The 25,370-nt window shown below is 63.1% G+C and carries 28 protein-coding genes, 2 tRNA genes and 2 pseudogenes; 11 read left to right on the top strand and 21 right to left on the bottom strand.

Annotation, left to right across the window (positions count from 1 at the left end):
* Window positions 1-4 precede the first annotated feature (4 nt).
* Complete coding sequence (gene otsA, locus ACTRWB_RS34535) at window positions 5-1,426, top strand: alpha,alpha-trehalose-phosphate synthase (UDP-forming) (RefSeq protein WP_343493644.1); 1,422 nt, start codon at window positions 5-7, stop codon at window positions 1,424-1,426.
* Window positions 1,419-2,012, top strand: coding sequence for an AAA family ATPase (locus ACTRWB_RS34530; protein WP_446904508.1), 594 nt, complete (start codon window positions 1,419-1,421; stop codon window positions 2,010-2,012). The genes otsA and ACTRWB_RS34530 overlap by 8 nt, the downstream gene beginning before the upstream one ends.
* Before the next feature lie 19 nt (window positions 2,013-2,031).
* On the opposite strand, the gene ACTRWB_RS34525 is transcribed toward ACTRWB_RS34530, so the two are convergent.
* Both ACTRWB_RS34525 and ACTRWB_RS34520 read right to left on the bottom strand, forming a co-directional pair.
* The gene (locus ACTRWB_RS34525) at window positions 2,032-3,399 is read right to left on the bottom strand and encodes an MFS transporter (protein ID WP_129512693.1); all 1,368 of its coding nucleotides are present in this window, start codon (window positions 3,397-3,399) and stop codon (window positions 2,032-2,034) included.
* A 185-nt stretch (window positions 3,400-3,584) separates the two neighbouring features.
* Entirely contained in the window at window positions 3,585-3,965 is a 381-nt protein-coding gene (locus tag ACTRWB_RS34520; protein ID WP_446904507.1) for a DUF5594 family protein, read from the bottom strand.
* Between the two features lie 117 nt (window positions 3,966-4,082).
* Here ACTRWB_RS34520 and ACTRWB_RS34515 point away from each other — a divergent pair, with 117 nt between their 5' ends.
* Window positions 4,083-4,484: a hypothetical protein gene (locus ACTRWB_RS34515; RefSeq protein ID WP_129512691.1), complete on the top strand. Its 402-nt coding sequence runs from the start codon at window positions 4,083-4,085 to the stop codon at window positions 4,482-4,484.
* A 197-nt stretch (window positions 4,485-4,681) separates the two neighbouring features.
* On the opposite strand, the gene ACTRWB_RS34510 is transcribed toward ACTRWB_RS34515, so the two are convergent.
* Window positions 4,682-4,999, bottom strand: coding sequence for a hypothetical protein (locus ACTRWB_RS34510; protein ID WP_446904506.1), 318 nt, complete (start codon window positions 4,997-4,999; stop codon window positions 4,682-4,684).
* 143 nt (window positions 5,000-5,142) lie between these two features.
* On the opposite strand from ACTRWB_RS34510, the gene eco reads away from it, so the two are divergent.
* A complete protein-coding gene (eco, locus tag ACTRWB_RS34505; RefSeq protein WP_193098824.1) occupies window positions 5,143-5,643 on the top strand; it encodes a serine protease inhibitor ecotin in 501 nt (166 codons plus the stop codon).
* A gap of 36 nt (window positions 5,644-5,679) precedes the next feature.
* Here the strand turns inward: eco and ACTRWB_RS34500 are convergent, their stop codons facing one another.
* Window positions 5,680-6,294, bottom strand: a complete 615-nt coding sequence (locus ACTRWB_RS34500; protein ID WP_048249205.1) for a TetR/AcrR family transcriptional regulator — start codon at window positions 6,292-6,294, stop codon at window positions 5,680-5,682.
* 115 nt (window positions 6,295-6,409) lie between these two features.
* On the opposite strand from ACTRWB_RS34500, the gene ACTRWB_RS34495 reads away from it, so the two are divergent.
* Window positions 6,410-7,150, top strand: coding sequence for an SDR family NAD(P)-dependent oxidoreductase (locus tag ACTRWB_RS34495; RefSeq protein ID WP_446904505.1), 741 nt, complete (start codon window positions 6,410-6,412; stop codon window positions 7,148-7,150).
* Between the two features lie 46 nt (window positions 7,151-7,196).
* Here the strand turns inward: ACTRWB_RS34495 and ACTRWB_RS34490 are convergent, their stop codons facing one another.
* From ACTRWB_RS34490 to ACTRWB_RS34480, 3 genes are all read right to left on the bottom strand, one after another.
* Window positions 7,197-7,529 (bottom strand): hypothetical protein, encoded by a 333-nt coding sequence (locus tag ACTRWB_RS34490; protein WP_446904504.1) that lies wholly within the window; start codon window positions 7,527-7,529, stop codon window positions 7,197-7,199.
* A 195-nt stretch (window positions 7,530-7,724) separates the two neighbouring features.
* Window positions 7,725-7,801 (bottom strand) — tRNA-Met (locus ACTRWB_RS34485).
* 210 nt (window positions 7,802-8,011) lie between these two features.
* Window positions 8,012-8,086, bottom strand: a tRNA-Arg gene (locus tag ACTRWB_RS34480).
* Window positions 8,087-8,783: 697 nt separating this feature from the next.
* On the opposite strand from ACTRWB_RS34480, the gene ACTRWB_RS34475 reads away from it, so the two are divergent.
* Window positions 8,784-9,362, top strand: coding sequence for a DUF4145 domain-containing protein (locus ACTRWB_RS34475; protein WP_446904519.1), 579 nt, complete (start codon window positions 8,784-8,786; stop codon window positions 9,360-9,362).
* 3 nt (window positions 9,363-9,365) lie between these two features.
* Here the strand turns inward: ACTRWB_RS34475 and ACTRWB_RS34470 are convergent.
* Together ACTRWB_RS34470 and ACTRWB_RS34465 are read right to left on the bottom strand one after the other, a co-directional pair.
* A pseudogene (locus ACTRWB_RS34470) lies at window positions 9,366-9,587 on the bottom strand (hypothetical protein); the annotation flags it as partial.
* 186 nt (window positions 9,588-9,773) lie between these two features.
* Complete coding sequence (locus ACTRWB_RS34465; RefSeq protein WP_446904503.1) at window positions 9,774-10,040, bottom strand: DUF1883 domain-containing protein; 267 nt, start codon at window positions 10,038-10,040, stop codon at window positions 9,774-9,776.
* A 240-nt stretch (window positions 10,041-10,280) separates the two neighbouring features.
* On the opposite strand from ACTRWB_RS34465, the pseudogene ACTRWB_RS34460 reads away from it, so the two are divergent.
* Window positions 10,281-10,878: pseudogene (locus tag ACTRWB_RS34460) on the top strand (DNA adenine methylase); the annotation flags it as partial.
* 39 nt (window positions 10,879-10,917) lie between these two features.
* Here the strand turns inward: ACTRWB_RS34460 and ACTRWB_RS34455 are convergent.
* From ACTRWB_RS34455 to ACTRWB_RS34400, 12 genes are all read right to left on the bottom strand, one after another.
* On the bottom strand, window positions 10,918-11,652 hold the full coding sequence (locus ACTRWB_RS34455; protein WP_446904502.1) for an immunity 52 family protein: 735 nt from the start codon (window positions 11,650-11,652) through the stop codon (window positions 10,918-10,920).
* A gap of 5 nt (window positions 11,653-11,657) precedes the next feature.
* On the bottom strand, window positions 11,658-12,026 hold the full coding sequence (locus ACTRWB_RS34450) for a Tox-REase-5 domain-containing protein (RefSeq protein ID WP_446904501.1): 369 nt from the start codon (window positions 12,024-12,026) through the stop codon (window positions 11,658-11,660).
* A 106-nt stretch (window positions 12,027-12,132) separates the two neighbouring features.
* Entirely contained in the window at window positions 12,133-12,600 is a 468-nt protein-coding gene (locus ACTRWB_RS34445) for a hypothetical protein (RefSeq protein WP_446904500.1), read from the bottom strand.
* Window positions 12,593-13,096 (bottom strand): DUF4123 domain-containing protein, encoded by a 504-nt coding sequence (locus tag ACTRWB_RS34440; protein ID WP_446904499.1) that lies wholly within the window; start codon window positions 13,094-13,096, stop codon window positions 12,593-12,595. The genes ACTRWB_RS34445 and ACTRWB_RS34440 overlap by 8 nt, the downstream gene beginning before the upstream one ends.
* A gap of 3 nt (window positions 13,097-13,099) precedes the next feature.
* Window positions 13,100-13,516: a PAAR domain-containing protein gene (locus tag ACTRWB_RS34435; RefSeq protein ID WP_446904498.1), complete on the bottom strand. Its 417-nt coding sequence runs from the start codon at window positions 13,514-13,516 to the stop codon at window positions 13,100-13,102.
* A gap of 90 nt (window positions 13,517-13,606) precedes the next feature.
* The gene (locus ACTRWB_RS34430) at window positions 13,607-13,741 is read right to left on the bottom strand and encodes a hypothetical protein (protein ID WP_446904497.1); all 135 of its coding nucleotides are present in this window, start codon (window positions 13,739-13,741) and stop codon (window positions 13,607-13,609) included.
* A gap of 158 nt (window positions 13,742-13,899) precedes the next feature.
* Window positions 13,900-14,235 (bottom strand): hypothetical protein, encoded by a 336-nt coding sequence (locus tag ACTRWB_RS34425; protein WP_446904496.1) that lies wholly within the window; start codon window positions 14,233-14,235, stop codon window positions 13,900-13,902.
* A 253-nt stretch (window positions 14,236-14,488) separates the two neighbouring features.
* Window positions 14,489-15,442 (bottom strand): hypothetical protein, encoded by a 954-nt coding sequence (locus ACTRWB_RS34420; RefSeq protein WP_446904495.1) that lies wholly within the window; start codon window positions 15,440-15,442, stop codon window positions 14,489-14,491.
* A gap of 767 nt (window positions 15,443-16,209) precedes the next feature.
* Entirely contained in the window at window positions 16,210-16,686 is a 477-nt protein-coding gene (locus ACTRWB_RS34415; protein ID WP_446904494.1) for a hypothetical protein, read from the bottom strand.
* Window position 16,687: 1 nt separating this feature from the next.
* On the bottom strand, window positions 16,688-17,137 hold the full coding sequence (locus tag ACTRWB_RS34410; RefSeq protein ID WP_446904493.1) for a helix-turn-helix domain-containing protein: 450 nt from the start codon (window positions 17,135-17,137) through the stop codon (window positions 16,688-16,690).
* Window positions 17,079-17,480 (bottom strand): hypothetical protein, encoded by a 402-nt coding sequence (locus ACTRWB_RS34405; protein ID WP_446904492.1) that lies wholly within the window; start codon window positions 17,478-17,480, stop codon window positions 17,079-17,081. The genes ACTRWB_RS34410 and ACTRWB_RS34405 overlap by 59 nt, the downstream gene beginning before the upstream one ends.
* 307 nt (window positions 17,481-17,787) lie before the next feature.
* A complete protein-coding gene (locus ACTRWB_RS34400; protein ID WP_034190709.1) occupies window positions 17,788-17,970 on the bottom strand; it encodes a rubredoxin in 183 nt (60 codons plus the stop codon).
* Between the two features lie 199 nt (window positions 17,971-18,169).
* On the opposite strand from ACTRWB_RS34400, the gene ACTRWB_RS34395 reads away from it, so the two are divergent.
* From ACTRWB_RS34395 to parC, 4 genes are all read left to right on the top strand, one after another.
* Window positions 18,170-18,574, top strand: coding sequence for a DUF4399 domain-containing protein (locus tag ACTRWB_RS34395; protein ID WP_193098819.1), 405 nt, complete (start codon window positions 18,170-18,172; stop codon window positions 18,572-18,574).
* A 202-nt stretch (window positions 18,575-18,776) separates the two neighbouring features.
* Complete coding sequence (locus tag ACTRWB_RS34390) at window positions 18,777-20,726, top strand: ATP-binding cassette domain-containing protein (protein ID WP_446904491.1); 1,950 nt, start codon at window positions 18,777-18,779, stop codon at window positions 20,724-20,726.
* Between the two features lie 234 nt (window positions 20,727-20,960).
* The gene (locus tag ACTRWB_RS34385) at window positions 20,961-22,943 is read left to right on the top strand and encodes a DNA topoisomerase IV subunit B (RefSeq protein WP_129512683.1); all 1,983 of its coding nucleotides are present in this window, start codon (window positions 20,961-20,963) and stop codon (window positions 22,941-22,943) included.
* A gap of 81 nt (window positions 22,944-23,024) precedes the next feature.
* Window positions 23,025-25,346 carry a DNA topoisomerase IV subunit A gene (gene parC / locus ACTRWB_RS34380; protein ID WP_412023289.1) on the top strand — a complete coding sequence of 774 codons (2,322 nt, stop codon included), beginning with the start codon at window positions 23,025-23,027 and terminating at the stop codon, window positions 25,344-25,346.
* The last annotated feature ends 24 nt before the right edge of the window (window positions 25,347-25,370 follow it).

The raw sequence follows: 25,370 nt of genomic DNA, 5'->3' as shown, positions 1-25,370 counted from the left end.
CCGGATGAGCAGATTGATCGTGGTATCGAACCGGGTCGCGGCCGGAGAGGACACGCGCCCCAGCGCGGGCGGCCTCGCCGTCGGCGTGATGGACGCGCTGAAGGAAACCGGCGGCGTCTGGTTCGGCTGGAATGGCGAGATCGTCGGTGCGCCCGACGCCGAACCGGCGATCCAGCGGGACGGCAACGTCACGTACGCGACGGTCGGGCTGACCCGGCGCGATTACGACCAGTACTACCGCGGTTTCTCGAACGCGACGCTGTGGCCGGTGTTCCATTACCGCGGCGACCTTGCACGCTTCGACCGGCAGGAATACGCGGGTTATCTGCGCGTGAACGCGATGCTCGCGAAGCAGCTCGCCGCGCTGCTGCGGCCCGACGACCTGATCTGGGTGCACGACTACCACCTGCTGCCGTTCGCGCATTACCTGCGCGAACTCGGCGTGAAGAACCCGATCGGCTTCTTCCTGCACATCCCGTTTCCGTCGCCGGACATGCTGCGCCTCGTGCCGCCGCACGAGGAACTCGTGAAGTTCATGTGCGCGTACGACGTCGCGGGCTTCCAGACCGAGACCGACAAGCAGGCGTTCACCGACTACATCGAGCGGCGCGGGATCGGCGCGGCGAGCGACGACGGGATGCTGCATGCACACGGCCGCGTCGTGAAGGTTGCCGCCTATCCGATCGGCGTGCATCCCGATGCGATCGCGCAGGTGGCCGTCCAATACGGCACGCGCAAGCCGGTGAAGATGCTGCGCGAGGCGCTCGACGGCCGCAAGCTCGTGATGAGCGTCGACCGTCTCGACTATTCGAAGGGGCTCGTCGAGCGCTTCCAGTCGTTCGAGCGGATGCTCGCGAACGCACCGGGCTGGCAGGGGCGCGTGTCGCTCGTGCAGATCGCGCCGCCGACCCGCTCCGACGTGAAGACCTACCAGGACATTCGCGAAACGCTCGAAGGCGAGGCCGGCCGCATCAACGGCCGCTTTTCGCAACTCGACTGGACGCCGATCCAGTATCTGAACCGCAAGTACGAACGCAACCTGCTGATGGCATTCTTCAGGATGTCGCAGGTGGGCTTCGTGACGCCGTTGCGCGACGGGATGAATCTGGTCGCGAAGGAGTATGTCGCGTCGCAGGATCCGGCCGATCCGGGCGTGCTCGTGCTGTCGGAGTTCGCGGGCGCGGCGGCCGAGCTGACCGGCGCGCTGCTCGTCAATCCGTACGACCTGTCTCAGATGGCCGAGGCGCTCGAACGCGCGCTGTCGATGCCGCTCGCGGAGCGGCAGGCGCGTCACGAGGAGAATCTCGCGCGGCTGCGCGAGAACGACCTGTCGGTCTGGCGCGATACGTTCGTCGCCGACTTGCGCAGCGTCGCGGCGGCCGCGTCGGTCACGCGGCGTGCGGGCAGGCGGGCCGCGCATGTGTGAGTCCGCGCAGCGGGCCGGTGCCGGGGACGACGCGGCCGACGACGCAACCGGCCGTTTCTTCGTCGTGACGGGCGGCCCGGGTTCGGGAAAGAGCACGTTGCTCGACGCGCTCGAGCGTGCCGGTTTCGCGCGCTCGCAGGAGGCCGGGCGAGGCGTGATCCGCGACCAGATGGCCGTCGACGGCCACGCGCTGCCGTGGCGCGACCCGGCCGCGTTCGCCGAACTGATGCTGAGTTGGGAGATGCGCTCGTACCATCTCGCGCGGCACGCGCGCGGGCCGGTGTTCTTCGACCGCGGCGTGCCGGACGTGGTCGGCTACCTGCGGCTGACCGGGCTGGCGGTGCCCGCGCACGCGGAAGCCGCGGCCCGCCGTTTCCGCTATCACCGACGCGTGTTCATCGCGCCGCCGTGGCCCGACATCTATGCGCAGGACACCGAGCGCCGGCAGGATTTCGCGGAAGCCGTGCGCACCTATGACGCGATGGTCGAGTGCTACACGTCATACGGCTATCGGCTGATCGAGTTGCCGTGCGTGAACGTGAAGGCGCGCGTGCGCTTCGTGATGGACGCGCTCGACGCCGCATGACGTGCGGCGCAAGGCGGCGTCAGGTTGCGGTGTCCGGCCGCGGCGATGTGATGCGCAGCATGCTCACGACGGCGGCCACCGCCGCGAATGCCGTGGCGACATAAAGCGCGATCGTCGGCCCGCGATCGGGCGCGAGTCCGAAAATCAGCGCGACGAGCGCGGCGCCGAGCGTCTGGCCGGTCAGCCGCGCGGTGCTCAGCATGCCGCCGGCGCCACCGCTGCGCTCGCGCGGCGCGGACGACAACATCGCGCGGTTGTTCGGCGACTGGAACAGCCCGAAGCCCGCGCCGCACAGCGCCATGCGCCACACGATGTCGACGGTGCCCGGGTGCGCGCCGATCGTCGCGAGCGACAGCAGCCCGGCCGCGAACAGCGCGAGCCCGATCCCGCCGAGGATGCCGGCCGAATAGCGGTCCGACAGCACGCCCGCGAGCGGCGCGGCAAACACGATCACGAGCGGCCACGGCGTCATGTAGAGGCCCGTCTCGACCTGCGAGAAGCCGAGCGAGTTCTGCAGCCAGAACGGCAGCGCGACGAACGCGAGCATCTGCGACGTGAACGATGCCATCGACGTATAGATCGACAGTGCGAACATCGGGATGCGCATCAGGTCGACGGGCAGCAGCGGCGCCGGCTGCGACAGCTGGCGCTTCACGAAGAAATAACCGACGACGAACGCGATGCCCAGCTCGGCCGCGACGTACGCATGGCCTTCGCCGTGGCCGAGCCCGTCGACCGCCGTGATCAGCAGGCCGAACACGCACGCGTTCATCAGCGCGCTCGGGAAATCGTACGGCGCGTCGTGCAGCGGGTTGGCCGGCAGCGCGCGCAGGCTGCCGAGTACCGCGGCGATGCCGATCGGCACATTGACCGCGAACAGCCACGGCCACGAAGCAAACGACAGGATCGCGGACGCGACCGTCGGCCCGATCGCCGACGACAGCGCGACCACCATCGCGTTGATCGACAGCCCGCGCCCGAGCATCGACGACGGGTAGATCATCCGCACGAGCGCCGCGTTGACGCTCATGATGCCGGCCGCGCCGAACCCCTGGATCACGCGCATCACGGCCAGCATCGGCAGTGAGCCGGCGAGCGCGCAGCCGAGCGACGCCGCAGTGAACAGCGCGAGCCCGGCGATGTAGATGCGGCGATAGCCGATGCGCTCGCCGAGCGACGCGAGCGGCAGCAGCGTGATCGTGACCGCGAGCTGGTACGCGTTGACGATCCAGATCGATGCGGCGTCGGACGCGTGCAGGTCGCGCGCGATCGTCGGCAGCGCGACGTTCGCGATGGCGCCGTCGAGCACGGCAAGCGTGATGCCCAGGGCGACGCAGACGATCGCCCAGTAGCGTTGCGGAAGCGGCAGGCCGGTATCGGCGTTCATGGCGGGAACGAAAGCGTGGTTGTCCGCACGCCCGGTTGCCGGTTGCGTGCGCAACCATGCGGAAGGGTGGAGGCGGCGATGAACGGCCCGGCCGGTGCGGCTGCGCCGGGACGGGGCCGGTCGAGTGTATCACCGGGCCGCAATGCGCGACGCCGGCACGCCCGGTTGCCGGCCGGCGCGGACACTCAGCCTTCGAAGTCGAGGCCGCCGAGCCGCACGAGCGGGTCGGCCTGCGTGCGCGACGCGAGATCGATGTCGCGTGCGCCCTGCCATGCGCCCAGCTTTTTCGGCAGTGCGGCCAGGTAATGCTCGAAGCGCTGCAGGCCGTCCGATTCCATCAGCCGCTCGATTTCGTCGGTGTCCCAGGTCAGCTCGAGATTCAGCGGATGCACGAAGCCGCTCACGTGCTCGTGCGGCGCGCTGCGGATCTGCACGCGTGTCGGGTGCCCGTGCCCGCCGTACGGGACGACGTCGGTCAGCACGTGATCGGCGAAGAAGGCGGCGATGGCCTGCGCGATGCGCGGCGCGAATTCGGTATCGAAACGGCGGGCGGTTTCGGGCTGCATGAAGGCGTCTCCTGTGTGCCGAAAATCGTAGCACGGCGACGCCACGTTTCGGCGTGCGTGACACGCGTAATGGCGCGTTACCACTTGCTGCATCTATTACGGCCGCGTGCCGCCACAATGCATCGCATCCAGTACCACTTCGCGTGGGAGTCCATCATGAAAAAGATTGCCGCAGTGTGTGTTCTCGCCGGTTCGCTCGCCGTGGCGGGCCCGGCGTCCGCGCATGGCCACGACGGCGGCGCCGTCATCGGCGCATTGATCGGCGGCGCGGTGCTGGGCGCGATCGTGACGTCCGCGATGAATCCGCCCGTCGCGTATCAGGCACCCGCGTACCAGGCACCGGCCTATCAGCCGCCGACGTACTACCAGGCGCCCGCGTACCAGCAGCCTGCCTATCCGACCTACCAGCAGGCGCAGTACCAGGACGACGGCCCGAACTATTGCTACGACCGCTACCAGCGCGCGTATGTGTGCGGTGCGCCGGTGTCGGGCGGCTACGCGCAACCGGCCGGCTGGTAAGCAGGCGAGCGCGCGACGCTTGAGCGGGTTCGGTGCCGGACGCCCGGCACCAATCGGAGTTCGCTTCGCCTGACCGGACAACAAAAGGCCCTCGCTTCGTGCGAGGGCCTTTGTCGTTTGCGCGGCCGTCCGTTTGTTTGCGTGATGCATCGGCCATCGGCGGGCCGTGCGTGGATACAAACGGTTGCAATTGCACGTCAGTGGCGATGACCGCCACCACCGTCGCCGCGACCGCCGCCATCGTTCCAGTCGCCGCCGCGTCCGCCGCCGTGCCATCCGTTGCCGCCGCGATTGCCGCGATCGCTGTCCCAGTGGTGGTAGTCGCGCCGGCCGCGATCCCAATCGCGTCCGCCGCCACCACCCCAGATGTTGACCGTGCCGTACACGGGCGACGGGCCGTACGCGTAGCCCGGGCTGGAATAGTAGGGCTGCCCGTAGCCGTATCCGGCGTCGGGAGCGACGACGCAGCCGGCCAGCAGGGTCGCGACTCCGGCGGCGGTGATGAGCTTCAGCATGATGTTCTCCGTTGGTTCCCCTATAAGTACCGCGCAAGGGGATTGCCGGCTGTTCGGAATTGTGTCGTCAAATTACAGCGCCGTAAGGTCCTGATGCGAAAGTGTTAGCATCCGGGGCTCATTTGTTTTTCAGGAGCACATCGATGAAATTCGCGATCCGGGCCGTGCTGGCCGCCTTCTGCGTAACGACTGCCGCAGCGTATGCGGCCGGGCCGGCGTCAGCGCCCGCCGTGCCGGCCGAGTCGATCAAGATGTTTCCGCAAGCAGCGACCGGCCAGCAGCGCGTCGTGATCGCGCTGCCCGCGCTCGAGAACGAAGGCGATGCGCGTGTCGAGCTGATGATCGGCAAGACGCTGCAGACCGACTGCAACCAGCAGTGGTTCGGTGGCGAGCTGACCGCCGAGGATGTGAAGGGGTGGGGTTATACGTACTACCAGCTCACCGACGTGAAGGGTCCCGCGTCGACGCTGATGGCGTGCCCGGGCCAGGCGCCGCAGCAACGCTTCGTGCAGGTGCGCGGTGACGGCCAGCTGCTGCGCTACAACAGCCGCCTGCCGCTCGTCGTCTATGTGCCTGAGGGCTTCGAGGTGCGCTATCGCGTGTGGCACGCGTCGAAGGACGTGCAGCACGCAGCGAAGCAGTAACGTGCCGGCGCGGCCGCGCGCGGCGGCGTCTGGCTGCTACGCGCCGCTTGCGCCGACGAGCGCAGGCCACGCGGCCAGCGCGGCCTGCGCGATGGCCTCCAGATCGCGACGGTTCGCGCCGTCGCGCGCCTGAATCGACATTCCCTGCTGAACTGTCACGTAGTACCGCGCGATCGCGTCGAGGTTCGCATGCGCCGCGATCTCGCCGGTTGCGACGCCTTGCCGGAGGCGTTCCCGCAGCGCGTCGACCGTGCGCTCGCGCATCGCGATTAGCGTTTGCCGGACGGTATCGGAACGCTCGGCCGGATGCAGCGCCGACAGCACGATCAGGCAGCCGGCCGGCTTCGAGCGCCGCGTGAACACGCGCGCGGTATCCATCAGGTAGTTCCGCACGGCGTCGTGCGCGCTGCCGGCCTGTTCGACACCATCCCAGATTTCCCGTCCCTCCGTAGCGCGGTAGTGCTCGAGCGCCTGCCGGAACAGCGTTTCCTTGCTGCCGAACGCCGCATACAGGCTCGGTGACGCAATGCCCATCGCGGCCGTCAGGTCCGCCATCGACGCACCCTCGTAGCCGAGGCGCCAGAACACCTCCATCGCGCGATCCAGCGCCGCTTCCTTGTCGAAGCTTCTCGGTCGGCCCCGTTCAGCCATGGCATCCAATCCTTCGTCGATATCTGTATCGATCGATAAAATAAATCAATTGACTGTGCCGCGCAACTTGCCACATTCTGTGTCGACCGTTACATAAATGAGGAAAGGAACGAACATGAATCGACTTCAGGGCAAGCGTGCACTCATCACGGGCGGCAGCCGCGGCATCGGCGCGGCCATTGCGAAACGGCTGGCGGCCGACGGTGCGGACGTCGCGATCACTTATGAAAAATCGGCCGAGCGGGCGCAGGCGGTCGTTGCCGGCATCGAGGCGCTGGGCCGTCGCGCGGTTGCGATCCAGGCCGACAGCGCCGATCCGGTTGCCGTGCGCGCCGCGGTCGATCGAGCCGCGGAGGCGCTCGGCGGTCTCGACATCCTGGTCAACAACGCGGGGATTTTCCGCGCCGGGACGCTGGAAACGATGACGCTCGACGATATCGACGCGACGCTGGACGTGAACGTGCGCGCGGTGATCGTCGCGTCGCAGGCGGCGGCGCGGCATCTCGGGGCGGGCGGGCGCATCGTGTCGACCGGCAGTTGCCTTGCGACGCGCGTGCCCGATGCGGGGATGAGCCTCTATGCGGCGAGCAAGGCCGCGCTGATCGGCTGGACGCAGGGGCTCGCGCGCGATCTCGGTTCTCGCGGCATCACGGTCAATATCGTGCATCCGGGTTCGACGGATACCGACATGAATCCGGCCGACGGCGACCATGCAAGTGCGCAGCGTTCGCGGATGGCGATCCCGCAGTACGGCAAGGCAGATGACGTGGCGGCGCTCGTGGCGTTCGTCGTCGGGCCGGAAGGGCGGTCGATCAACGGGACCGGGTTGACGATCGATGGCGGCGCGAATGCGTGATGGCCGATGCCCGGCAGCGTGATGCGGCCGGGCGGCGTGACGTGCGTTATCGGCAGCCGAGCTGTTGATGCGCGGCTTCGAGGTCGGCCCGCTTGTCGTAAGCGCGCAGTTCATTGCGCGGTTTGCCGTCCGGGCCGATCCCGCGCACGACCTTCTGACCGCGGTCGGGGGTATGCGTTACCGCATCGATGCCGGCGGCCAGTTCCCTGCAGCGTGCATCAGAGGATGCGTTTTCCGGGCGCGGTGCGGCTGCACCCGTGACGTTGGCGATGCCGGGGCTGACATAGCGCTGCTTGGCGGGTGCGGTGCCGGCATCGGCGGCGTTCGCCGTGCCCGTCATGGCGGAAAGCGCGGCCAGTGCCGCGATCGCTCGAATCATTGTCTGAATCCGTATGCTGAAGAAGGTTCGGAATTCTACGCAATGTGCGGCGCTGGTTCGGGGTGATCGGGTGAGGTGCGATTGTGTGTCGCATGTCGTAGCTGGTGTCACGCGCTTCTCGTGCGCGACGGTGCACGCGTGCAGGGCCCCAGACAGCAAAAAGCCCGCTTGCTTTCGCAGAGCGGGCTTCGGTATTGGTTGCGGGGGTAGGATTTGAACCTACGACCTTCGGGTTATGAGCCCGACGAGCTGCCAGACTGCTCCACCCCGCGGCGCGAAGTGTATCTCGCATCGCTGCGCAGAGTCAATCAATCCGTGATTCTTGTTGAACGGGGCGTGGGGTTCGCGGGGTTCGGTGGCTTGATTGTGGATGTCGACGTTGGATGCTTGCGCTTCCCGATCTGCTTCGACGTCACGCGCTTGTGGTTGCCGCCGGCGCGGTAGCGGATCGTGGGGGAGTGGGTGAAGCGATGGAGAATTTCTGGTCCCCCCGACAGGAATCGAACCTGTATCTAGCGCTTAGGAGGCGCTTGTTCTATCCATTGAACTACGGGGGGCGGATAGTTTGAGCGGGGAGGACGAACCCTTGTGAATCAGGCTCTTAGTCTTGTCCCGTGTGCGTTTCCGGGATTTCTACCTGCTCGCGCATGACGCGGAGTGACAGGCTGTGAAGCATAGTTTAACGCCCCGCTTGCTACAAATCGACCCTGTAGCAGCGTATGTGGATGACGCATTGCTTCAGTCCACAAACGGGGAATTTCATGGCTTCGATCCTCAAGATCGGCGACAGCTGGCGGGCTCAAGTCCGCCAGCGGGGACAGAGTATAGCAAAGACATTTCGAACCAAGGGCGCGGCTGAAGCATGAGCGCGCGAGATCGAAGGCGGTATCGACAAGGGGATCGATGATCTGCGGTTGCTCGACCTTCGACCTTCGACATTAGGCGACGAGCGCGCCGTTTGAGGATGGGTGGAACATCCCGGAGGTGGTCGCTGTAACTGGCCACAAAGATTGGCGCAATCTGAAGCGGTACACTAACTTGTCACCTGAAAGGGGGTGCAGAAAGGGCGGTAGATACTCGGGCCGAGCACGACGCCCGAAGTGACGACCGAATAACAGAAGCGAAGAGGTCACAATGGGAAAGCATTATCCAGCGGTTTACCGGGGCGACGAGTTCAATTGCTTGCACTGCGGAGTGTACGCGGTACAGCACTGGTCAAGCTTTTTCTGGTACTTGGGGAAGACGACAATCGCCTTGTCGCAGAACAAGGATTGGGATGTGTGTTCCTGCGGCCACTGCAGTGGAGTTTCGTACTGGTATCAGGACAAACTGCTAGTACCATCGGTTGCAACTGTAGCGCCAGCACATGAATTGTTCCCCGCTGCTGCGCGTGGAGACTATGATGAGGCGCGAGAGATCTTTGCTCGCTCACCCAAGGCTGCAGGTGCGTTGCTGCGGCTATGTCTACAAAAGTTGCTCGTCGAGCTGGGGCAGAAGGGCAAGAATATTAACGATGACATCGGTGCGTTGGTCCAGAAAGGCTTGCCTGTGTTCGTACAGCAGGCTCTCGACTACTGCCGCGTGATTGGGAACAACGCTGTCCATCCCTTGGAAATTAATCTCGACGAGACGCCGGAGACGGCCATCGTACTGTTCGAGATGCTAAACGTGATTGTGGATCAGCAGATCGCGCAGCCGCAGCGTATCGCCGGATACTATAAGACTCTTCCCGAGGGAGCAAAGGCCGCAATCGAAAAGCGTGATGGGTCCGCCGCGAAAGTCGATACCGCAATTGCAGCAGAGCCGGCGAGATCGACCGGCCCTGCAAAGTAGTTGCGCCGCTAGCTTTCTGGCCTGTGCCGACTTTTCGTCGAGGTAGTCGGCAACTGCATCGTACGCGGCGAATCGTCCGCCGCCCTCGTTGTACGTTGCGATCGGAAACGTCACGGCGCTGATCTGGTTTCGAATCGTCCATTCGGACATCAACAGTATCTGAGCAAGTTGCGCAAGCGTCATGCGAGGGCCGTACTTTTCAAGTATGTATGCGTGGGTCCACATCGGTTTCTAACGTCGGTGCGAGCTATGCGTGTCGAAATTCGTGATGACTCGGGGAAGTTGATTTGGGCCGCTTGACGGAACACTGGATGTGGTGATGGGGTGACGAGTCAGATCTACCGTACGGATGGAACCCTCAAGCACGTCGCTAACGCACTTGAGGGTGCCCGGCAGCAGGCAGTTGGCGAATTAGCTGTTCTTCACGACGTTGATGGAGTAGCGAATGTTGGCGCTACCTCCGCCGAGGTCGATCGTGATATTCCAATAGCCCGTTGAGGGCGCGGCGATTCGAGCGGGCAACCTCTTAAAATTCCCGCCGAAATACTCGAAGCGTTGTCCGGATCGATAGCGCTGGAAATTGCTATCTGTTGTCAGCATGACGTTGCATTGGTAGTCGCAATTGACTACGACGACGTCGCCCTCGTTGAGATGCTCTCTCGAATGAATGAAGCTCATAGGTCTTCCTCGTTGTTATGCCCGCTTGCCGGGTGTGAAGATCCTAGCACGGGCTACAAAGTGCCCCATTCACGACGGCTTTGTTGGTGTTGGGTCCGTGCGGGCAGCGGAGACCCTGAGAGGCGGCCGACACGCGGGGCTGCAGACCTGCTTTTTCTCTACTGGCGAGTCTGCATAGGGGGCATATTCATGCCGGCTCAACAGCAGATCGCCGAGCACCTCGGCCTTGATCAGTCGGCCGTTTCACGGTACGACGAGGAGTTTGTGCGGCAGTTCAAATGGGCGTTGACTAGTCGGCAGGTGTTCGCTTGTCTCAAGCAGACGGTCCCGGAAACGCCCACCGATATCCAGCGTGCTGCACGTTTCTACTACCTGCAGAAAAGTTGCTTTGGCAGAAAGCTTGAAGGGCAAATATTCGGCACGGCGACGACAACCCCGCCGGGCCTTGAACCTGCTGCGCATCGAGGAGGAACTGTCTGCGGCACACCTACGTTTGGCGAATACGTTCGTGGAGCGTCTAGATTGGGTGGCCTGTATCGATCGATATGACCGGCCGCATACGCTGTTCTACTTGGACCCGCCGTATTACGAGACGGAGGGGTACGGCGTGGCGTTTCCGTTCTCGGAGTACGAGAAGATGGCGCAGCGTCTGCGGTCGATCAAGGGGCACGCGATCGTGAGCCTCAACGATCATCCCGACATTCGGCGCGTGTTCGACGGATTTCATATCGAGACCGTGCCGATTCAATACACGGTCGGTGGTGGGAAGGGCGTCGAGCGAAGCGAGTTGATCATCTTCAGTTGGGACGACGCTGCGCAGCCTGTGGGGCTGTTCTAACCGACGATGCCGGCGCGGACTCTCGCGCCGGCATCGTGCTTACAGGTCAGCGAATTTGGGCAGAAGGTCCTGGTCGACGAGCCGAATCTCGATACGGTTGGCAACCTCGACGTGTTCGGAGTTGTCCACTGAAAAAACGGCATCTGGGACGCTCACAATGATCGTCCCGGTCTGCTTCCGACCGGCTTCAGGAACTGGAATCAATTCGCGTGCTTCCGGGACTTGCTGTACCGTGAGGAGCTTCGGGAGATACAGCATCCAGCCAACGCCCGGCTTGTCATCAAACACCTGCCGGGGAAAATACTCGCGTGGCGAAACAGAGACATACATCGGGTCATAAACCGAGACCATCGCGGACACTATCTTCGCCACACCCTCATAGCTGCGCTCGGCCGCCGAGACTGCGCTCTGTGCCGGTAGCCCAATTTCTACCTCGCTGGGCCGCCTCTTCGCATCGATGGCTAACTTCAGCCTCGCGCTGTCGGCCGCGTCCATCCGACCATTCCAGAAGCCAAATACTTTAGGAAGGTCCATCTTCTTTTCGTACCGTTGCGCCAACACCGCCAAAACGGCTGTCGAAGGTATGCCGGGCGCTTCATACATGGGATATAGACGGGCTTCTTCTTCGGTGTCCGCCTTCAGCCACCATTGCCCTAAGCGTTCGTCCTCGCGTGACATGGCCTCAACCACCGGCCATAGACGGACAAGATGAGCCGCAAAATCGCCAAGCTGGGCGAAGTCGGTAGGGCTACGAAATTGCGTAACTATTTCCATGTTTGTCACGGCACCCATACTGATTCGACGTTAAGACGGATAAGCGGCGATCTCATGTAGTTCCAAGTCCGCTCCGTTTGAAAATACCATTTCAACCTCGCAGGAGGATGATCCTCTACAACCGCGGCCTGACCTGCAGCCTGCTCCTCCATTTCATCAAAGGTCTTGGTGTACGGTACATTGGCCTTATCCAAGAACTGATCGTACTTTGCCTTCGCTTCTATCAACAAACAGCTTTCCGGTCGAAAGCCGTCGAAGTCGCGCTGCCAGACCCACTCCATGCTCCAGGCCTCTTCAACGCTATAGGGGAAGCCCGTAATTCGCCCTTGGTACTCTCGGGAGTTGTCACTCATGCTCCAGTTGCGGCGCTGCATGCCCCCCGCCTCCGGTGGGCACTTCTTGCAGCTCTCTCCGGTGCGCGGTATAGCACGGACGGCAGGCTCTGCCTTACTTGCGTCTTTCGATGTGTCTCCCGACAGACTAGCCGTCCCGGCCACTGCGGCCCCGCCCAATAAGGCGGTTCCAGCGCGAGCCAAGACTGGTCCAAGTTCCACTATCGCCGCTTCGATCGCCGGCACCAACAATCCCCCCATGCTCAGCCCCTCCCTTGTCGTCCTGATGTTCGATACGCCATTGCATGACGCGTAGGTAATCGTGAAAACGTTCGTCGGCCGAGCGTCCGGGCCGAGTCAGCCACGCGCGCGTCGCAGGCCTCTCGTAAAACTTCGGAGCGTATGCCTCGATCCGAAGAAACGCCGCGACGTTCTCATCGGACTGAATGCCGAGCCGTCGAGCAGCGATGTATGCGTTCCAAAGGCGCGTGGGTAGGGTGCCGTCGTCGGCCAACTTTGGATCCGCTTTGACGAGATCCTGTCGGGTGCGTTCGACGTATCCGCGTGCGTCGATCTCGGCAAGTCCGGCAACCTGTTCGCTCGTCAGCTCAAGCATGCGGGTGTACTCCCTTCAGTTTTCCATTCATTTCGACGAGCCAGTCGAATGTCGAGACGAAGAACTGCATGCGCTGCGTGAATTCCATCAGCGACGCCATGTCGGTCATGATGCGGGCATCGTAGAAGCGGAGCAGGGCCGTGCTCCCGTCCGGCAAGCGTACGTCGAGGCGGCTGCGCAGCTCGTCAGCGAGTGATTCGATCGGATATGCGCTGATCAGCCAGGACACGCCGGTGGAGCTGCTGGCCATTGTGGAGAGAGTTCGCCGGGTATTGCCGGCCGTAGCGTCGTAGGCAAAAAGCCACGGTCCAGCGTCGGCGAGTGACGCGTCCTGCGTGCCGTCGAATACAGCTATGGCCGACCTAGATCGTTGAGGGGCTGCCCCATTGGCCGCGTCGGCGTAAAGAAGGCCGTCGACAAGCGCATAGAGATGCACCCGCATGGTCAACTGCTGTTGCCGCTTGAAGAAAAAAGCTTCGATCGAATTTTCGGTCATGTGCTACCCGCGCGCGATCATCGTCGCGGCGTTCTCGGCCGCAGCTTTCAGGCATTCGAGGCAGAGCGTGGGCGAGGGGGCAAGCGCTGCTGCAGATGCTGCGACGGCAGCGACTGCGCCGCCAGTCGTCGCTTCGCCAGATCCGACGTCGTCGAGCGTGGCGGAAGACTGCGAAGCGATCAGTGTCGCCCCGCACGCGGTCTTCATGCCCTCGATGGCGGTTTCTCGCCCGTCAAATGTGTGTGGATACCGCCGCCCCGTCGCGGGCAGGATCGGAAAGACTCCCTTGCACTGCGGGCAAAGTACCTTGTGCCCGACGCCTGCAATGGGTTTCCCGTCAATGGTCGCAGTCGCGCTGCCCTCCAGCACGCGGCCGCCATGCGTCGTCGTGTCGCCGACGCAGATCATGGCTCGGGCCATATGTTCTCTCGTAGGTGTGATTTTCGTATGAATTTACCATTTCCGTGAGAGGGGTCGGCCGTTGGCTATCTCGCACTCAGTCAACTGCTATCAATCGAAGCGAGCGCCGTCAATCATGCGGCGGAGCTGGTCGAGCGCGAACGAGTCGGGATAGCCATTCTTCTTCAATTCCAGCTCGGCCGCGCAGACCATTTTCTCCATGAGTCGGCAGTGTTCGGCGGACATGCACGACTTCCAGGACGAAGCGTTGTTCGAGCGTCAGTGAACGATTTTTCCTGAAGTTGGCTGCGCTCCACGCTTCCCGTAACTCTTCCCATGTCAGGCGTTGGAACTCGGGCAACTTCGTCGCCTTGTCGGAGCCGGGATCTGGCTCGTCTGGAGTGTCATGGAGCCGGCATTTCATGGCTTCGCGTGCGCTCCACTCGTCGGAGAACGGTGCAATGGGGGGGGCGTGGGTTGCCCATAGGGCCAGCACGTGTGATCTCTCGGTCGATCTTGTTCGACAGGCGGCGCAATGGCGCTGCGTATTGCAATTCGTCGGCCCGATCGAGGTAGGCGATCATACGAGTAGCGTTGCCGGTGAGGGTGCCCATCTCCCGCAGCGTGATTCGCAGGTGTAGCACTTCGAGGATCAGCCGGTGGACGTCGGCATACGTGCACTTGTGCCACCACTTCGACATCGTGTCGAACTGTGGCGGATCGAATGGGGGCAGAATCATGATGTGCGCAAAAATACTGTATGAATATACAGTTTATCTCGCGGTAAGATGGAGCCGTCAAGTCTCAATAATTGGGGGCGGCCAGTGTGCACATATATGAACACCGTGATTTAGCAAGCTGTCTTTGCCGACCACGGCCCTTCGGGCAAGCGGTCAAGACGAATTGCAGGCGCGTTGAGACGCCGTGAGCCCGCTCCTAGCCGAATTATCGCGCTATTACTTTCACACCATGCGTCTGGACTTTCGCTGGACATTAGTCATGCGCCGGACGGACATAGCCCTCGAAAGGTGCCTGATGCGGACTCGATGTTGAATTGACAGGGTTCGGGCCTTCGAATCGTGGATTCGCTTGGACAGATACGTCGAACCAATGTCGCAAAATCGGTCGATCATCCGTTGAGCCGTTATCCAGGGTGTTTGTAAAAGAAACACCGCCGACCGCTGCTATGCGTGATGAAACGTGCCGTTTTCCCTCCATGATTTCCCGAATACATTCTGTGAATGCCTGCCCGACTGCAGGATCGGGATGACTGCAACCGATGACCACAAGCCCGCCGGCGGACCCGGTGAGTTGATCGCGTGCTCCGTTGAGTTCTTTTCTGATGCATCTTTCGATATCATCTTTTGATGGGGCGGCAGACGGCCAAAACAGCGCTTTCGGCGCTTTAACCTCAATGGATAAGCGGTCGTTTACCGTGGTATTGATGTAGAGGTCGGGCGACTGTCCCTCGTGAATCGGGGCAGTAATCCCTATTGCGTTCCCGTGATCAGCTAGGTAACTTGCAATGCTCAGCATGGTCATTGCATGGTTGAATTCGTTGCATAACGATTTTCCGATGACGGAAAAAAGAGGATGGTGGATCCATCGAGCACAAATTTGACGCACTAGTTGCAGATATCCCAATGCGTGGTTGTCCTCTACACCACCAATTTCGCCGGCCTTCAACCGCTCCTTCAAGCGCACAATTGCCCACGCGGGTGGGCACTGGACGAAGTTGTGGTTTCCTGCTTGTGCCGCTCGCTGAACGGACGCTATCGCGGGTTTGAAGGATTGCGCGGTGAGCCGGTCGAGTTCTTCCGCGAGAGCGTCCAGTGACTCCGTATCTAGGGGAAACGGCGCTGGCTGCGGAATTCGCTCTGCTCCAGTGAGAGCGCGTACACGGTCAATTTCTTGGTCGCAAGTGAACGCTAGCGCCCCCATCGTCATGTCGACCGTAACGACCCCGTGGCTTCCATTGCGACCGACCGTGAGCAACGGAATAGGAAGAGACTCCTCGTCGGGCCATGATGGAGTTCTCGTTATTCTCTTGCACGAGTAACACTGGATGTCTATTGCGATCAAACGCCTGGGCTCATATCCGTCCACCAGTACGTTTCCACAATGTTCGCACTTGAGTTGGACTCCCTGAGCGCGGCATCGGAACGCGGGGGCCGCGCTGAGCTGGATAAACAATGGGTAATCGGGCTCCTCGGAGGACGGTGGTGCTGTATATCTGTACACGTGAGTAGGACCGATCCGCATCATGGGAGGGGACTCGGAATCGTCAGGTCCGTTTGGAAGTGTCATTTTGGGCTCATCGAAATAAAGCCAAGGCGTGCGTCGAGGTTGAAAAAATTCGCAAAACTTTCCGTTTACGCCATGACGTCAGGTAATCACTCTAATCTTACCGGATAAGAAGATTCCGAAGGATTCGCTGTCAGGTGGCTTTGGTCGCATTGTGATTGTGGGCGCGATGCTAAATCCGCGTCTTCGTAACATGAGCGGAGACTACGAATCGTGTGAGTCGCGTGCATCCACTCAAGACCTTGAATCATCCGAGATACAAATGTGCTTTGCAACTGGAGCGCAGGGAATTGACGTTGCGAAGCAAAAATGCCCGCTGCGTGCGGGCATTTTTATGTGCTACAGATTTGCTACAGCACGGGGAGAGGGCCTTGCTGGATAAGCCTTGCGCTTATCTTCCATCCCCTGAACTACTCGCGCACATTGTCAGCTCGTGCCGATTGCGCGACGCTGATCATGAGAGACTCGCCCACCATTGAGCCTTCTTCGGTAGTGGCCCGGACCATTAGGAAGCGGCGACCGGTCACCTTGACTCCGGAAATTGGAAGTCCGATCCGGAGTGCCGTGCGGACGTCCATTACGCCGGGATGCACTTCGCCACCAGCGCCTTCACCAGATGATTCTTTCGCCTGGGCGATTACCGTAGCCGGGACATTAAAATTAACCATCTCTTCATCATCAGCCTGGACCAATAAGCTGATGGATTGAAATGGCCGATCGACTGGCGTTGACACCTCGACAAATGCGTACATTTGCGAGATTGTTGTCGGCTCCGGAAGGCGCATCTCTACACCGTACACGCCGAACAAGTCGACTTTCCCGTTGGGGCCGCTTTGAATATTGTCCGCCCAAAGAACATGCAGTCGACGATCTGAGCTATGTGACATCTTATCCAGCTACCGTGCGTTGAGCGAATATCAGTCTGAACACTTCGGTCGGTTCTACTTCTAATGCGATCGCCAGTTGCTCAATGGTATCGATCCCGACATTTTGAACGCCGCGTTCAATCTTGGATATTTGAGCCTGAGTAGTGCCAACTTTTTGGGCCAGTTGACCTTGTGACCATCCCTTGCTCAGCCGAAGCTTTGCAATGGAGCGGGGTTCGTCCGTGTAGAAGGAGTCTGCGACCCACTTTCGGCCGTCAGCTAAAAAGTCTTCGCCGAAGTCTTGCTCGAGTTCCGCGATGAAGTCATCAACACTCGAGGATTGCGCGCACAGCTCAGCCGATTCGCCAAGCACGTACGTCTTCGCGCCGTAGCTCGCGAATCGATCGACATCGTTACAGGCTGTCGTAAGCCCGCCGAATACGTTGAGCGAAAGGATGAGCGGGGGAATCATAATCTACCAGTTTTCGGGGCACGATGGCCAAGACATGGAAACATCGGCTGCGCCAATGATAGGCGTAGAACACCCGATGGCCTAGCCCGACCTGGCCAAGGCCAAGGGGCTTGAACCGCCAAAGGTCTTTCTGTTCCTTGTTGAAGAGTCGGAGCCACTTCTTAACGTTAACAACGTCAATTTCAGATTGACCATAGCCGTGCATCAGCAGGCGGTCGCGCAGTTCTGCGTCACAGTTGAGCTGCTGAATAAGGGCCAGCAACTTGGCCACGAACTCACGCTCGGTCTTGGCCAGCTCTCGAAGATTTGCCTTTGCGTCCGGGTGAAGTTCAAGGAAGGCCATTACCAGAATTTCTATATCTTATAGGATATCGCGCACGGTTGCCAAGCGGAATGGTTTGCTTGGCTGGCGGCCCCGGTCGGTTCGTATTGTTGCTACAAAATTGCTACAGCATTGTAGTGGAGGCTTGCGGGGCAAGGCTTCCGCTTATCATTCCATCCCCTGAACTACGGGGAGAGCCATGCCCGGATGATCGCGCGAAAAATCGCGAACCGGACGGCGATGTGGACAGCGCGCAGAGTATAACAAACGCGTGGCGCATCGGCGGGCGGAATGCGCGCCGACGCGCTTGTCGCGCGGTCAGCCGCGATCAGAAATCGACGACGACGAAATCTTCCTTGCCCACGTCGCACAGCGGGCACCGCCAGTCGGCGGGAATGTCGGCGAAACGGGTGCCGGCTGCGATGCCCTCGTCGGGCAGCCCTTCCGCTTCGTTGTAGACCCACCCGCAAATCAGGCAGACCCAGCTCTGGTATTCGGTGACTTCACTCATGTGGTGCTCGGGATATTGGAAACTAGGTGATGCCGTCCGCAGCCTCGCCGGCGGACGAAAGGCGCAATGGTACCGGAATTTCGCCGAACGCCTGCGCAACGTCGTTTTAAACGTACGCATCGCGAACAAGGCAACCGAAACACGCATGCCGTGTGTGCGGTGTATCCTTCCCGGGCTGTCCAATCATAAGGAGAATGCGATGCTGAACAGAAAGTGGATCGCGGGTGCGATGTGCGTGGCGGCGATGGCCGTGTCGACGGTCGCGCGGGCCGAAGCGCGCGTGTTTTTCGTCGAGCCGGCGGACGGCGCGACGGTGTCGAACCCGGTGCACGTGAAGTTCGGTCTGGAAGGCATGGAGCTTCGGCCGGCCGGCGACATGACGCCGAACACCGGCCATCACCACTTGCTGATCGACGGCCGGCCGATCCCGAAGGGCGACGTGATTCCCGCGAGCGAACGTTCACTGCACTTCGGCAAGGCACAGACCGAAACCGACATCAAGCTGCCGCCGGGCCAGCACACGCTGACGCTGCAGCTCGGCGACGGCGCACATCGGTCGTACGGCCCCGAACTGAGCCAGACCATCAGCGTCAACGTCAAATAAGCGGTCACACCCGCGCGGGCGTCCCGGCCATCCCTGCAACAGGGATGCGCCCGCCCGCTGCCGGGTGCCTGCGACCCGCGCGCGGCGGCCGCCCACCGGCCGTCGCGGCCGATCTTGCGGCATTATCCATCCGGCCATGCCGGTGGCGGCGTCCGCGACCGGTACAATGGGCGCTTCCGATTCCTCTCTCCGCCGTCTCCCCATGTCGCTCTACTCCATTACCGGCGCGCAGCTCGCGTTCGGTCACGTCGCGTTGCTCGATCACGCGGATTTCTCGCTGGAAGCAGGCGAGCGCGTCGGCCTGATCGGCCGCAACGGCGCGGGCAAGTCGTCGCTGCTGAAGATCGTCGCTGACCTTGCGAAGCCCGACGACGGGCTGGTCACGCGCCAGCAGGAACTCGTGACCGTCTATGTGCCGCAGGAGCCCGAATTCGAGCCGGGCGCGACGGTATTCGACGCGGTCGCGTCGGGGCTCGCGCACACGCGCGAACTGCTCGAGGAATACGATTCGATCGCGCATCGCCTCGCGGACACGCCCGAAGGCACCGAGCACGATGCGCTGCTCGCGCGGATGAATGCACTGCAGTCGTCGCTCGACGCGCACGACGCGTGGAGCTGGCGTACGCGCGTGTCGATGACGCTCGCGCAGATCGGTCTGACGGACGGCGACGCGAGCGTCGACGCACTGTCGGGCGGGATGCAGAAGCGCGTCGCGCTGGCGCGTGCGCTGGTGCTGCAGCCCGACGTGCTGCTGCTCGACGAACCGACCAACCACCTCGACTTCGACGGCATCCGCTGGCTGGAAGAATTGCTCGTCGCGCAGCGCGCGGGCCTGCTGTTCATTACCCACGATCGTGCGTTCCTCGACCGCGTCGCGACGCGCATCGTCGAGCTCGATCGTGGACGGCTGCTGTCGTACCCGGGCAATTTCTCCGCGTACCAGACGCGCAAGGCGCAGCAACTCGAAGTCGAGCGCGTGGAAAACGACAAGTTCGACAAGCTGCTCGCGCAGGAAGAAGTGTGGATCCGCAAGGGCGTCGAAGCGCGCCGCACGCGCAGCGTCGGCCGCATCGCGCGGCTCGAGCAGATGCGTCACGAGCGCGCGGAGCGCCGCAACTCGCAGGGCAACGTGAGGCTCGACGTCGCGCAGGGCGAGAAGTCCGGCAAGATCGTCGCGGAACTGACCGACGTGACGAAGCGCTACGGCGGCCGCACGGTCGTCGACTGCTTCTCGACAACGGTGATGCGCGGCGACAAGATCGGCTTCGTCGGCCCGAACGGCGCGGGCAAGACCACGCTGCTCAAGCTGATTCTCGGCGATCTGAAGCCTGACGAAGGCACGGTGCGCACCGGCACGAACCTGCAGGTCGCGTATTTCGACCAGATGCGTGCGCAGCTCGACCAGGAGAAGAGCCTCGCGGATACCATCAGCCCCGGCAGCGAATGGGTCGAGATCGGCGGCGTGCGCAAGCACGTGATGAGCTATCTCGGCGATTTCCTGTTCGCGCCGGAACGCGCGCGCTCACCGGTGAAGTCGCTGTCGGGCGGCGAGCGCAACCGGCTGCTGCTCGCGCGCCTGTTCGCGCGCCCGGCCAACGTGCTGGTGCTTGACGAACCGACCAACGACCTCGACATCCCGACGCTCGAACTGCTCGAAGAGCTGCTGGCCGACTACGACGGCACGGTGCTGCTCGTCAGCCACGATCGCGCGTTCCTCGACAACGTCGTGACGTCGGTGATCGCGGCAGAAGGCGACGGCAAGTGGCGCGAATATGTCGGCGGTTTCTCCGACTGGCAGATCCAGAGCGAGCGCTCGCAGCAACTCGCGCAGCAGGAAGCCGCGAAGCGCGCGGTCAAGGAAGCGGCGCCCGTCAAGGACGAGCCGGCGAAGAGCGCCGCGGGCCGCAACGCGCAGCGCACGGTGAAGCTGTCGTTCAACGAGCAGCGCGAACTGGATTCGCTGCCGGAGAAGATCGCTTCGCTCGAAGAGGAGCAGAAGACGATCAATGCACAGCTCGAGGACGGTTCGATTTTTGCGAAGGATCCGCAGGAAGGCACGCGCCTGACCGAGCGGTTCGCGGCGATCGACGACGAATTGCTCGAGGCGCTCGAACGGTGGGAAACGCTCGAGGCGAAGCGCAAGCCGGCGTGACGCGTCGCGCGGCCGGCGGCGGCCGTGCACCCATCTCGCGATTGGCGCGCCACGCGGAACCAGTAGAATACCGCGCGTCCCGGGCCGCGCAGCGCATGCCGCGCGCCCGCTTTCGGAGCAGTCCAAGCACACCGTTGTTTCGATTCGCTTTTTTACGGAACTCAACGTTTTGTCCACGACGTTATCCACACGAGGTGTGGACAACGTCCCGATGAATGACGAAATTCAGCGCCTATGTCAACGAAGAAACCCAGCGCGGCCTATAGCGAAGCATCGATCAAGGTGCTCAAGGGTCTCGAGCCGGTCAAGCAGCGGCCCGGCATGTACACCCGTACCGAGAATCCGCTTCACATCATCCAGGAAGTCATCGACAACGCGTCCGACGAGGCGCTCGGCGGTTACGGCAAGCAGATCGTCGTCACGCTGCACGCCGACCAGTCGGTATCGGTCGACGACGACGGCCGCGGCATCCCGTTCGGCATGCATCCCGAGGAAGGCGTGCCGGTCGTCGAGATCGTGTTCACGCGTCTGCACGCGGGCGGCAAGTTCGACAAGGCCGCGGGCGGCGCCTACACGTTCTCGGGCGGCCTGCACGGCGTCGGCGTGTCGGTGACGAACGCGCTTGCGACGCGCCTCGACGTGACGGTCTGGCGCGAAGGCAAGATCGCCGAGCTCGGCTTCGCCGACGGCGATGTGGTGAAGCCGCTCACGACGCAAGGCGCGGGCCGCGGCGAGAAGAAATCCGGCACGCGCGTGCAGGTCTGGCCGAATCCGAAGTATTTCGATTCGCCGAATTTGCCGCTCGGCGAGCTGCAGCGCCTGCTGCGCTCGAAGGCCGTGCTGCTGCCGGGTGTCGAGGTCGTGCTCGTCAACGAAAAGACGGGCGAGCGCCAGACCTGGAAATACGAGGACGGCCTGCGCGGCTACCTGCTCGACGAAATGAACGGCAGCGAACTGCTGATCCCGCTGTTCGAGGGCGAGCGTTTCGCCGATTCGCGCTCGGGTGACGATACCTTCGCCGAAGGCGAGGGCGCATCGTGGGTCGTCGCATGGAGCGAGGAAGGCTCGCTCGTGCGCGAGTCGTACGTGAACCTGATCCCGACGCCGGCCGGCGGCACGCACGAGTCGGGCCTGCGCGATGGCCTGTACCAGGCCGTGAAGAGCTTCGTCGAGCTGCACAACCTGCAGCCGAAGGGCGTGAAGCTGCTCGCGGAAGACGTGTTCGCCCGTGTGTCGTTCGTGCTGTCCGCGAAGGTGCTCGATCCGCAGTTCCAGGGGCAGATCAAGGAACGCCTGAACAGCCGCGACGCGGTGAAGCTCGTGTCGTCGTTCTCGCGCCCCGCGCTCGAACTGTGGCTGAACCAGCACGTCGAGCACGGCAAGAAGCTCGCCGAACTCGTGATCAAGCAGGCGCAGGCGCGCACGCGCGCCGGCCAGAAGGTTGAGAAACGCAAGAGCTCGGGCGTCGCGGTGCTGCCCGGCAAGCTGACCGACTGCGAGACCGAGGACATCGCGCGCAATGAGCTGTTCCTCGTCGAGGGCGACTCGGCGGGCGGCTCCGCGAAGATGGGCCGCGACAAGGAATACCAGGCGATCCTGCCGCTGCGCGGCAAGGTGCTGAACACGTGGGAAACCGAGCGCGACCGGCTGTTCGCGAACAACGAGGTGCACGACATCTCGGTCGCGATCGGCGTCGATCCGCACAGCCCGGACGACAGCGTCGACCTGTCGAACCTGCGCTACGGCAAGATCTGCATCCTGTCGGACGCGGACGTCGACGGCTCGCACATCCAGGTGCTGCTGCTCACGCTGTTCTTCAAGCATTTCCCGCAACTGATCGAGCGCGGCCACGTGTGCGTCGCACGACCGCCGCTGTTCCGCGTCGACGCGCCGGCGCGCGGCAAGAAGGCCGCGCAGAAGCTCTATGCGCTCGACGACGGCGAACTGGAAGCGATCCTCGACAAGCTGCGCAAGGACGGCGTGCGCGAGACCCAATGGAGCATCAGCCGCTTCAAGGGTCTCGGCGAAATGAGCGCCGAGCAGCTGTGGGACACGACGATGAACCCCGACACGCGCCGCCTGATGCCCGTGAAGCTCGGCGAGCTCGACTACGAGGCGACCGTCGCGCGGATGACGATGTTGATGGGCAAGGGCGAGGCAGCCGCGCGGCGCGGCTGGCTCGAGGAAAAGGGCAACGACGTCGAAGCGGATATCTAGGCTTGACTCGATAAGCGCCCCGAGCGCGGCCGGGCAGGACGCCCGGCCCGGCCTTACGCCACTTACGAATACGGAATTCAGATGGACGACAATACTTCCGATCTCTTCGCCGCGCCCGACGCACCGGATGCCGAAGCGCTGACGCTCGGCAACTACGCGGAGCAGGCGTATCTCAGCTACGCGGTCAGCGTCGTGAAGAGCCGCGCGCTGCCCGACGTGTGCGACGGCCAGAAGCCGGTGCAGCGCCGGATTCTCTACGCGATGAACGAAATGGGCCTCGGCCCGGACGCGAAGCCGGTGAAGTCGGCGCGCGTCGTCGGCGACGTGCTCGGTAAATACCACCCGCACGGCGACCAGTCGGCGTACGACGCGCTCGTGCGTCTCGCGCAGGATTTCTCGCTGCGTTACCCGCTGATCGACGGGCAGGGCAACTTCGGCTCGCGCGACGGCGACGGCGCGGCGGCGATGCGTTACACGGAAGCGCGCCTCACGCCGATCGCGAAGCTGCTGCTCGACGAGATCGACCAGGGCACGGTCGACTTCATGCCGAACTACGACGGCTCGTTCGAGGAACCGAAGACGCTGCCGAGCCGCATGCCGTTCGTGCTGCTGAACGGCGCGTCGGGCATCGCGGTCGGCCTCGCGACGGAGATCCCGTCGCACAACCTGCGCGAAGTCGCGGCCGCGGCGGTGTCGCTGATCCGCAATCCGAAGCTCACGCACGCGGAGCTGATGAACCTGATCCCGGGCCCGGATTTCCCGGGCGGCGGGCAGATCATCTCGAGCGACACGGAAATCGCGGCGGCCTACGAAACGGGCCGCGGCAGCCTGAAGGTGCGCGCGCGCTGGAAGATCGAGGATCTCGCGCGCGGCCAGTGGCAACTGGTCGTCACCGAGCTGCCGCCGAGCACGTCGGGCCAGAAGGTGCTCGAGGAAATCGAGGAGCTGACCAACCCGAAGCTCAAGCTCGGCAAGAAGACGCTGACGCCGGAACAGCTCAACACGAAGAAGGCGATGCTCGACCTGCTCGACGCGGTGCGCGACGAGTCGGGCAAGGAAGCGGCGGTGCGGCTCGTGTTCGAGCCGAAGTCGCGCACGATCGACCAGACGGAATTCGTGAACACGCTGCTCGCGTACACGAGCCTCGAATCGAACGCGACGCTGAACCTCGTGATGATCGGCGCCGACGGCCGGCCGGGCCAGAAGGGGCTGCTGACGATCCTCGACGAGTGGGTGAAGTTCCGCCAGCTGACGATGACGCGGCGCACGCGCCACCGTCTCGGCAAGGTCGACGACCGCATCCACATCCTCGAAGGGCGGATGATCGTCTTCCTGAACATCGACGAGGTGATCCGCATCATCCGCGAATCGGACGAGCCGAAGGCCGCGCTGATGAGCGCGTTCGGCCTCTCCGACCGGCAGGCCGAGGACATCCTTGAAATCCGGCTGCGCCAGCTCGCGCGACTCGAGAAGATCAAGATCGAGAAGGAACTCGAAGCGTTGCGCGACGAGAAGGCGAAGCTCGAGGAACTGCTCGCGAACGAAAGCGCGATGAAGCGGCTGATGATCAAGGAGATCGAGGCCGATGCGAAGCAGTACGGCGACGAGCGCCGCACGCTGATCCAGCAGGAAAAGCGCGCGACGTTCGAGGCGAAGGTGGTCGACGAGCCGGTGACTGTGGTCGTGTCGCAGAAGGGCTGGGTGCGTGCGCTGAAGGGCCACGGGCTCGACCCGGCCGGCTTCACGTTCAAGGCCGGCGACCACCTGTACGCGGCGTTCCAGTGCCGCACGCCGGACCGGCTGATCGCATGGGGCAGCAGCGGCCGCGTGTACTCGGTCGACGTGTCGGTGCTGCCGGGCGGGCGCGGTGACGGCGTGCCGGTCACGTCGCTGATCGAGCTCGAATCGGGCTCGCACCTGATGCACTACTATGCGGCGCCGGCCGACCAGCAGTTGTTGCTCGCGTCGAGCAACGGCTTCGGCTTCCTCGCGAAGGTCGGCGACATGGTGAGCCGCGTGAAGGCCGGCAAGGCGTTCATGACGATCGATACGGGCGCGGTGCCGCTCGCACCGATGCCCGTGTTGCCGAATGCGACGCAGATCGCGTGCCTGTCGAGCGGCGGGCGGTTGCTGGTGTTCGGGATGGACGAGATGAAGACGCTGTCCGGCGGCGGTCGCGGCGTGATCCTGATGGCGCTCGACGACAAGGAAACGCTCGTGCAGGCGCTTGCGATCGATCCGGCGGGTGTCGTGCTGATCGGCACCGGCCGCGGCGGCAAGGCGCAGGACGACACGCTGTCGTACGCGGGGCTCGCGCCGCACATCGGCAAGCGCGCACGCAAGGGCCGCGCGCCGGAGTCGAAGCTCAAGGTCGTCAGCGAGCTGCGTCCGCTGCTCGGCTGACGCCGGGCACGAACGTCCGGTTCG

It is taken from the genome of Burkholderia sp. YIM B11467 (assembly GCF_052952715.1).
The sequence above is the reverse complement of the archived record's forward strand: the minus strand, read 5'-3'. Positions and strand labels throughout refer to the sequence as shown.

Coding starts and splice junctions, on each gene's coding strand:
- otsA (WP_343493644.1), top strand. CDS start 5: ATGAGCAGATTGATCGTGGTATCGAACCGGGTCGCGGCCGGAGAGGAC.
- ACTRWB_RS34530 (WP_446904508.1), top strand. CDS start 1,419: ATGTGTGAGTCCGCGCAGCGGGCCGGTGCCGGGGACGACGCGGCCGAC.
- ACTRWB_RS34525 (WP_129512693.1), bottom strand. CDS start 3,399: ATGAACGCCGATACCGGCCTGCCGCTTCCGCAACGCTACTGGGCGATC.
- ACTRWB_RS34520 (WP_446904507.1), bottom strand. CDS start 3,965: ATGCAGCCCGAAACCGCCCGCCGTTTCGATACCGAATTCGCGCCGCGC.
- ACTRWB_RS34515 (WP_129512691.1), top strand. CDS start 4,083: ATGCATCGCATCCAGTACCACTTCGCGTGGGAGTCCATCATGAAAAAG.
- ACTRWB_RS34510 (WP_446904506.1), bottom strand. CDS start 4,999: ATGCTGAAGCTCATCACCGCCGCCGGAGTCGCGACCCTGCTGGCCGGC.
- eco (WP_193098824.1), top strand. CDS start 5,143: ATGAAATTCGCGATCCGGGCCGTGCTGGCCGCCTTCTGCGTAACGACT.
- ACTRWB_RS34500 (WP_048249205.1), bottom strand. CDS start 6,294: ATGGCTGAACGGGGCCGACCGAGAAGCTTCGACAAGGAAGCGGCGCTG.
- ACTRWB_RS34495 (WP_446904505.1), top strand. CDS start 6,410: ATGAATCGACTTCAGGGCAAGCGTGCACTCATCACGGGCGGCAGCCGC.
- ACTRWB_RS34490 (WP_446904504.1), bottom strand. CDS start 7,529: ATGATTCGAGCGATCGCGGCACTGGCCGCGCTTTCCGCCATGACGGGC.
- ACTRWB_RS34465 (WP_446904503.1), bottom strand. CDS start 10,040: ATGAGCTTCATTCATTCGAGAGAGCATCTCAACGAGGGCGACGTCGTC.
- ACTRWB_RS34455 (WP_446904502.1), bottom strand. CDS start 11,652: ATGGAAATAGTTACGCAATTTCGTAGCCCTACCGACTTCGCCCAGCTT.
- ACTRWB_RS34450 (WP_446904501.1), bottom strand. CDS start 12,026: ATGCAGCGCCGCAACTGGAGCATGAGTGACAACTCCCGAGAGTACCAA.
- ACTRWB_RS34445 (WP_446904500.1), bottom strand. CDS start 12,600: ATGCTTGAGCTGACGAGCGAACAGGTTGCCGGACTTGCCGAGATCGAC.
- ACTRWB_RS34440 (WP_446904499.1), bottom strand. CDS start 13,096: ATGACCGAAAATTCGATCGAAGCTTTTTTCTTCAAGCGGCAACAGCAG.
- ACTRWB_RS34435 (WP_446904498.1), bottom strand. CDS start 13,516: ATGGCCCGAGCCATGATCTGCGTCGGCGACACGACGACGCATGGCGGC.
- ACTRWB_RS34430 (WP_446904497.1), bottom strand. CDS start 13,741: ATGTCCGCCGAACACTGCCGACTCATGGAGAAAATGGTCTGCGCGGCC.
- ACTRWB_RS34425 (WP_446904496.1), bottom strand. CDS start 14,235: ATGATTCTGCCCCCATTCGATCCGCCACAGTTCGACACGATGTCGAAG.
- ACTRWB_RS34420 (WP_446904495.1), bottom strand. CDS start 15,442: ATGACGATGGGGGCGCTAGCGTTCACTTGCGACCAAGAAATTGACCGT.
- ACTRWB_RS34415 (WP_446904494.1), bottom strand. CDS start 16,686: ATGTCACATAGCTCAGATCGTCGACTGCATGTTCTTTGGGCGGACAAT.
- ACTRWB_RS34410 (WP_446904493.1), bottom strand. CDS start 17,137: ATGATTCCCCCGCTCATCCTTTCGCTCAACGTATTCGGCGGGCTTACG.
- ACTRWB_RS34405 (WP_446904492.1), bottom strand. CDS start 17,480: ATGGCCTTCCTTGAACTTCACCCGGACGCAAAGGCAAATCTTCGAGAG.
- ACTRWB_RS34400 (WP_034190709.1), bottom strand. CDS start 17,970: ATGAGTGAAGTCACCGAATACCAGAGCTGGGTCTGCCTGATTTGCGGG.
- ACTRWB_RS34395 (WP_193098819.1), top strand. CDS start 18,170: ATGCTGAACAGAAAGTGGATCGCGGGTGCGATGTGCGTGGCGGCGATG.
- ACTRWB_RS34390 (WP_446904491.1), top strand. CDS start 18,777: ATGTCGCTCTACTCCATTACCGGCGCGCAGCTCGCGTTCGGTCACGTC.
- ACTRWB_RS34385 (WP_129512683.1), top strand. CDS start 20,961: ATGTCAACGAAGAAACCCAGCGCGGCCTATAGCGAAGCATCGATCAAG.
- parC (WP_412023289.1), top strand. CDS start 23,025: ATGGACGACAATACTTCCGATCTCTTCGCCGCGCCCGACGCACCGGAT.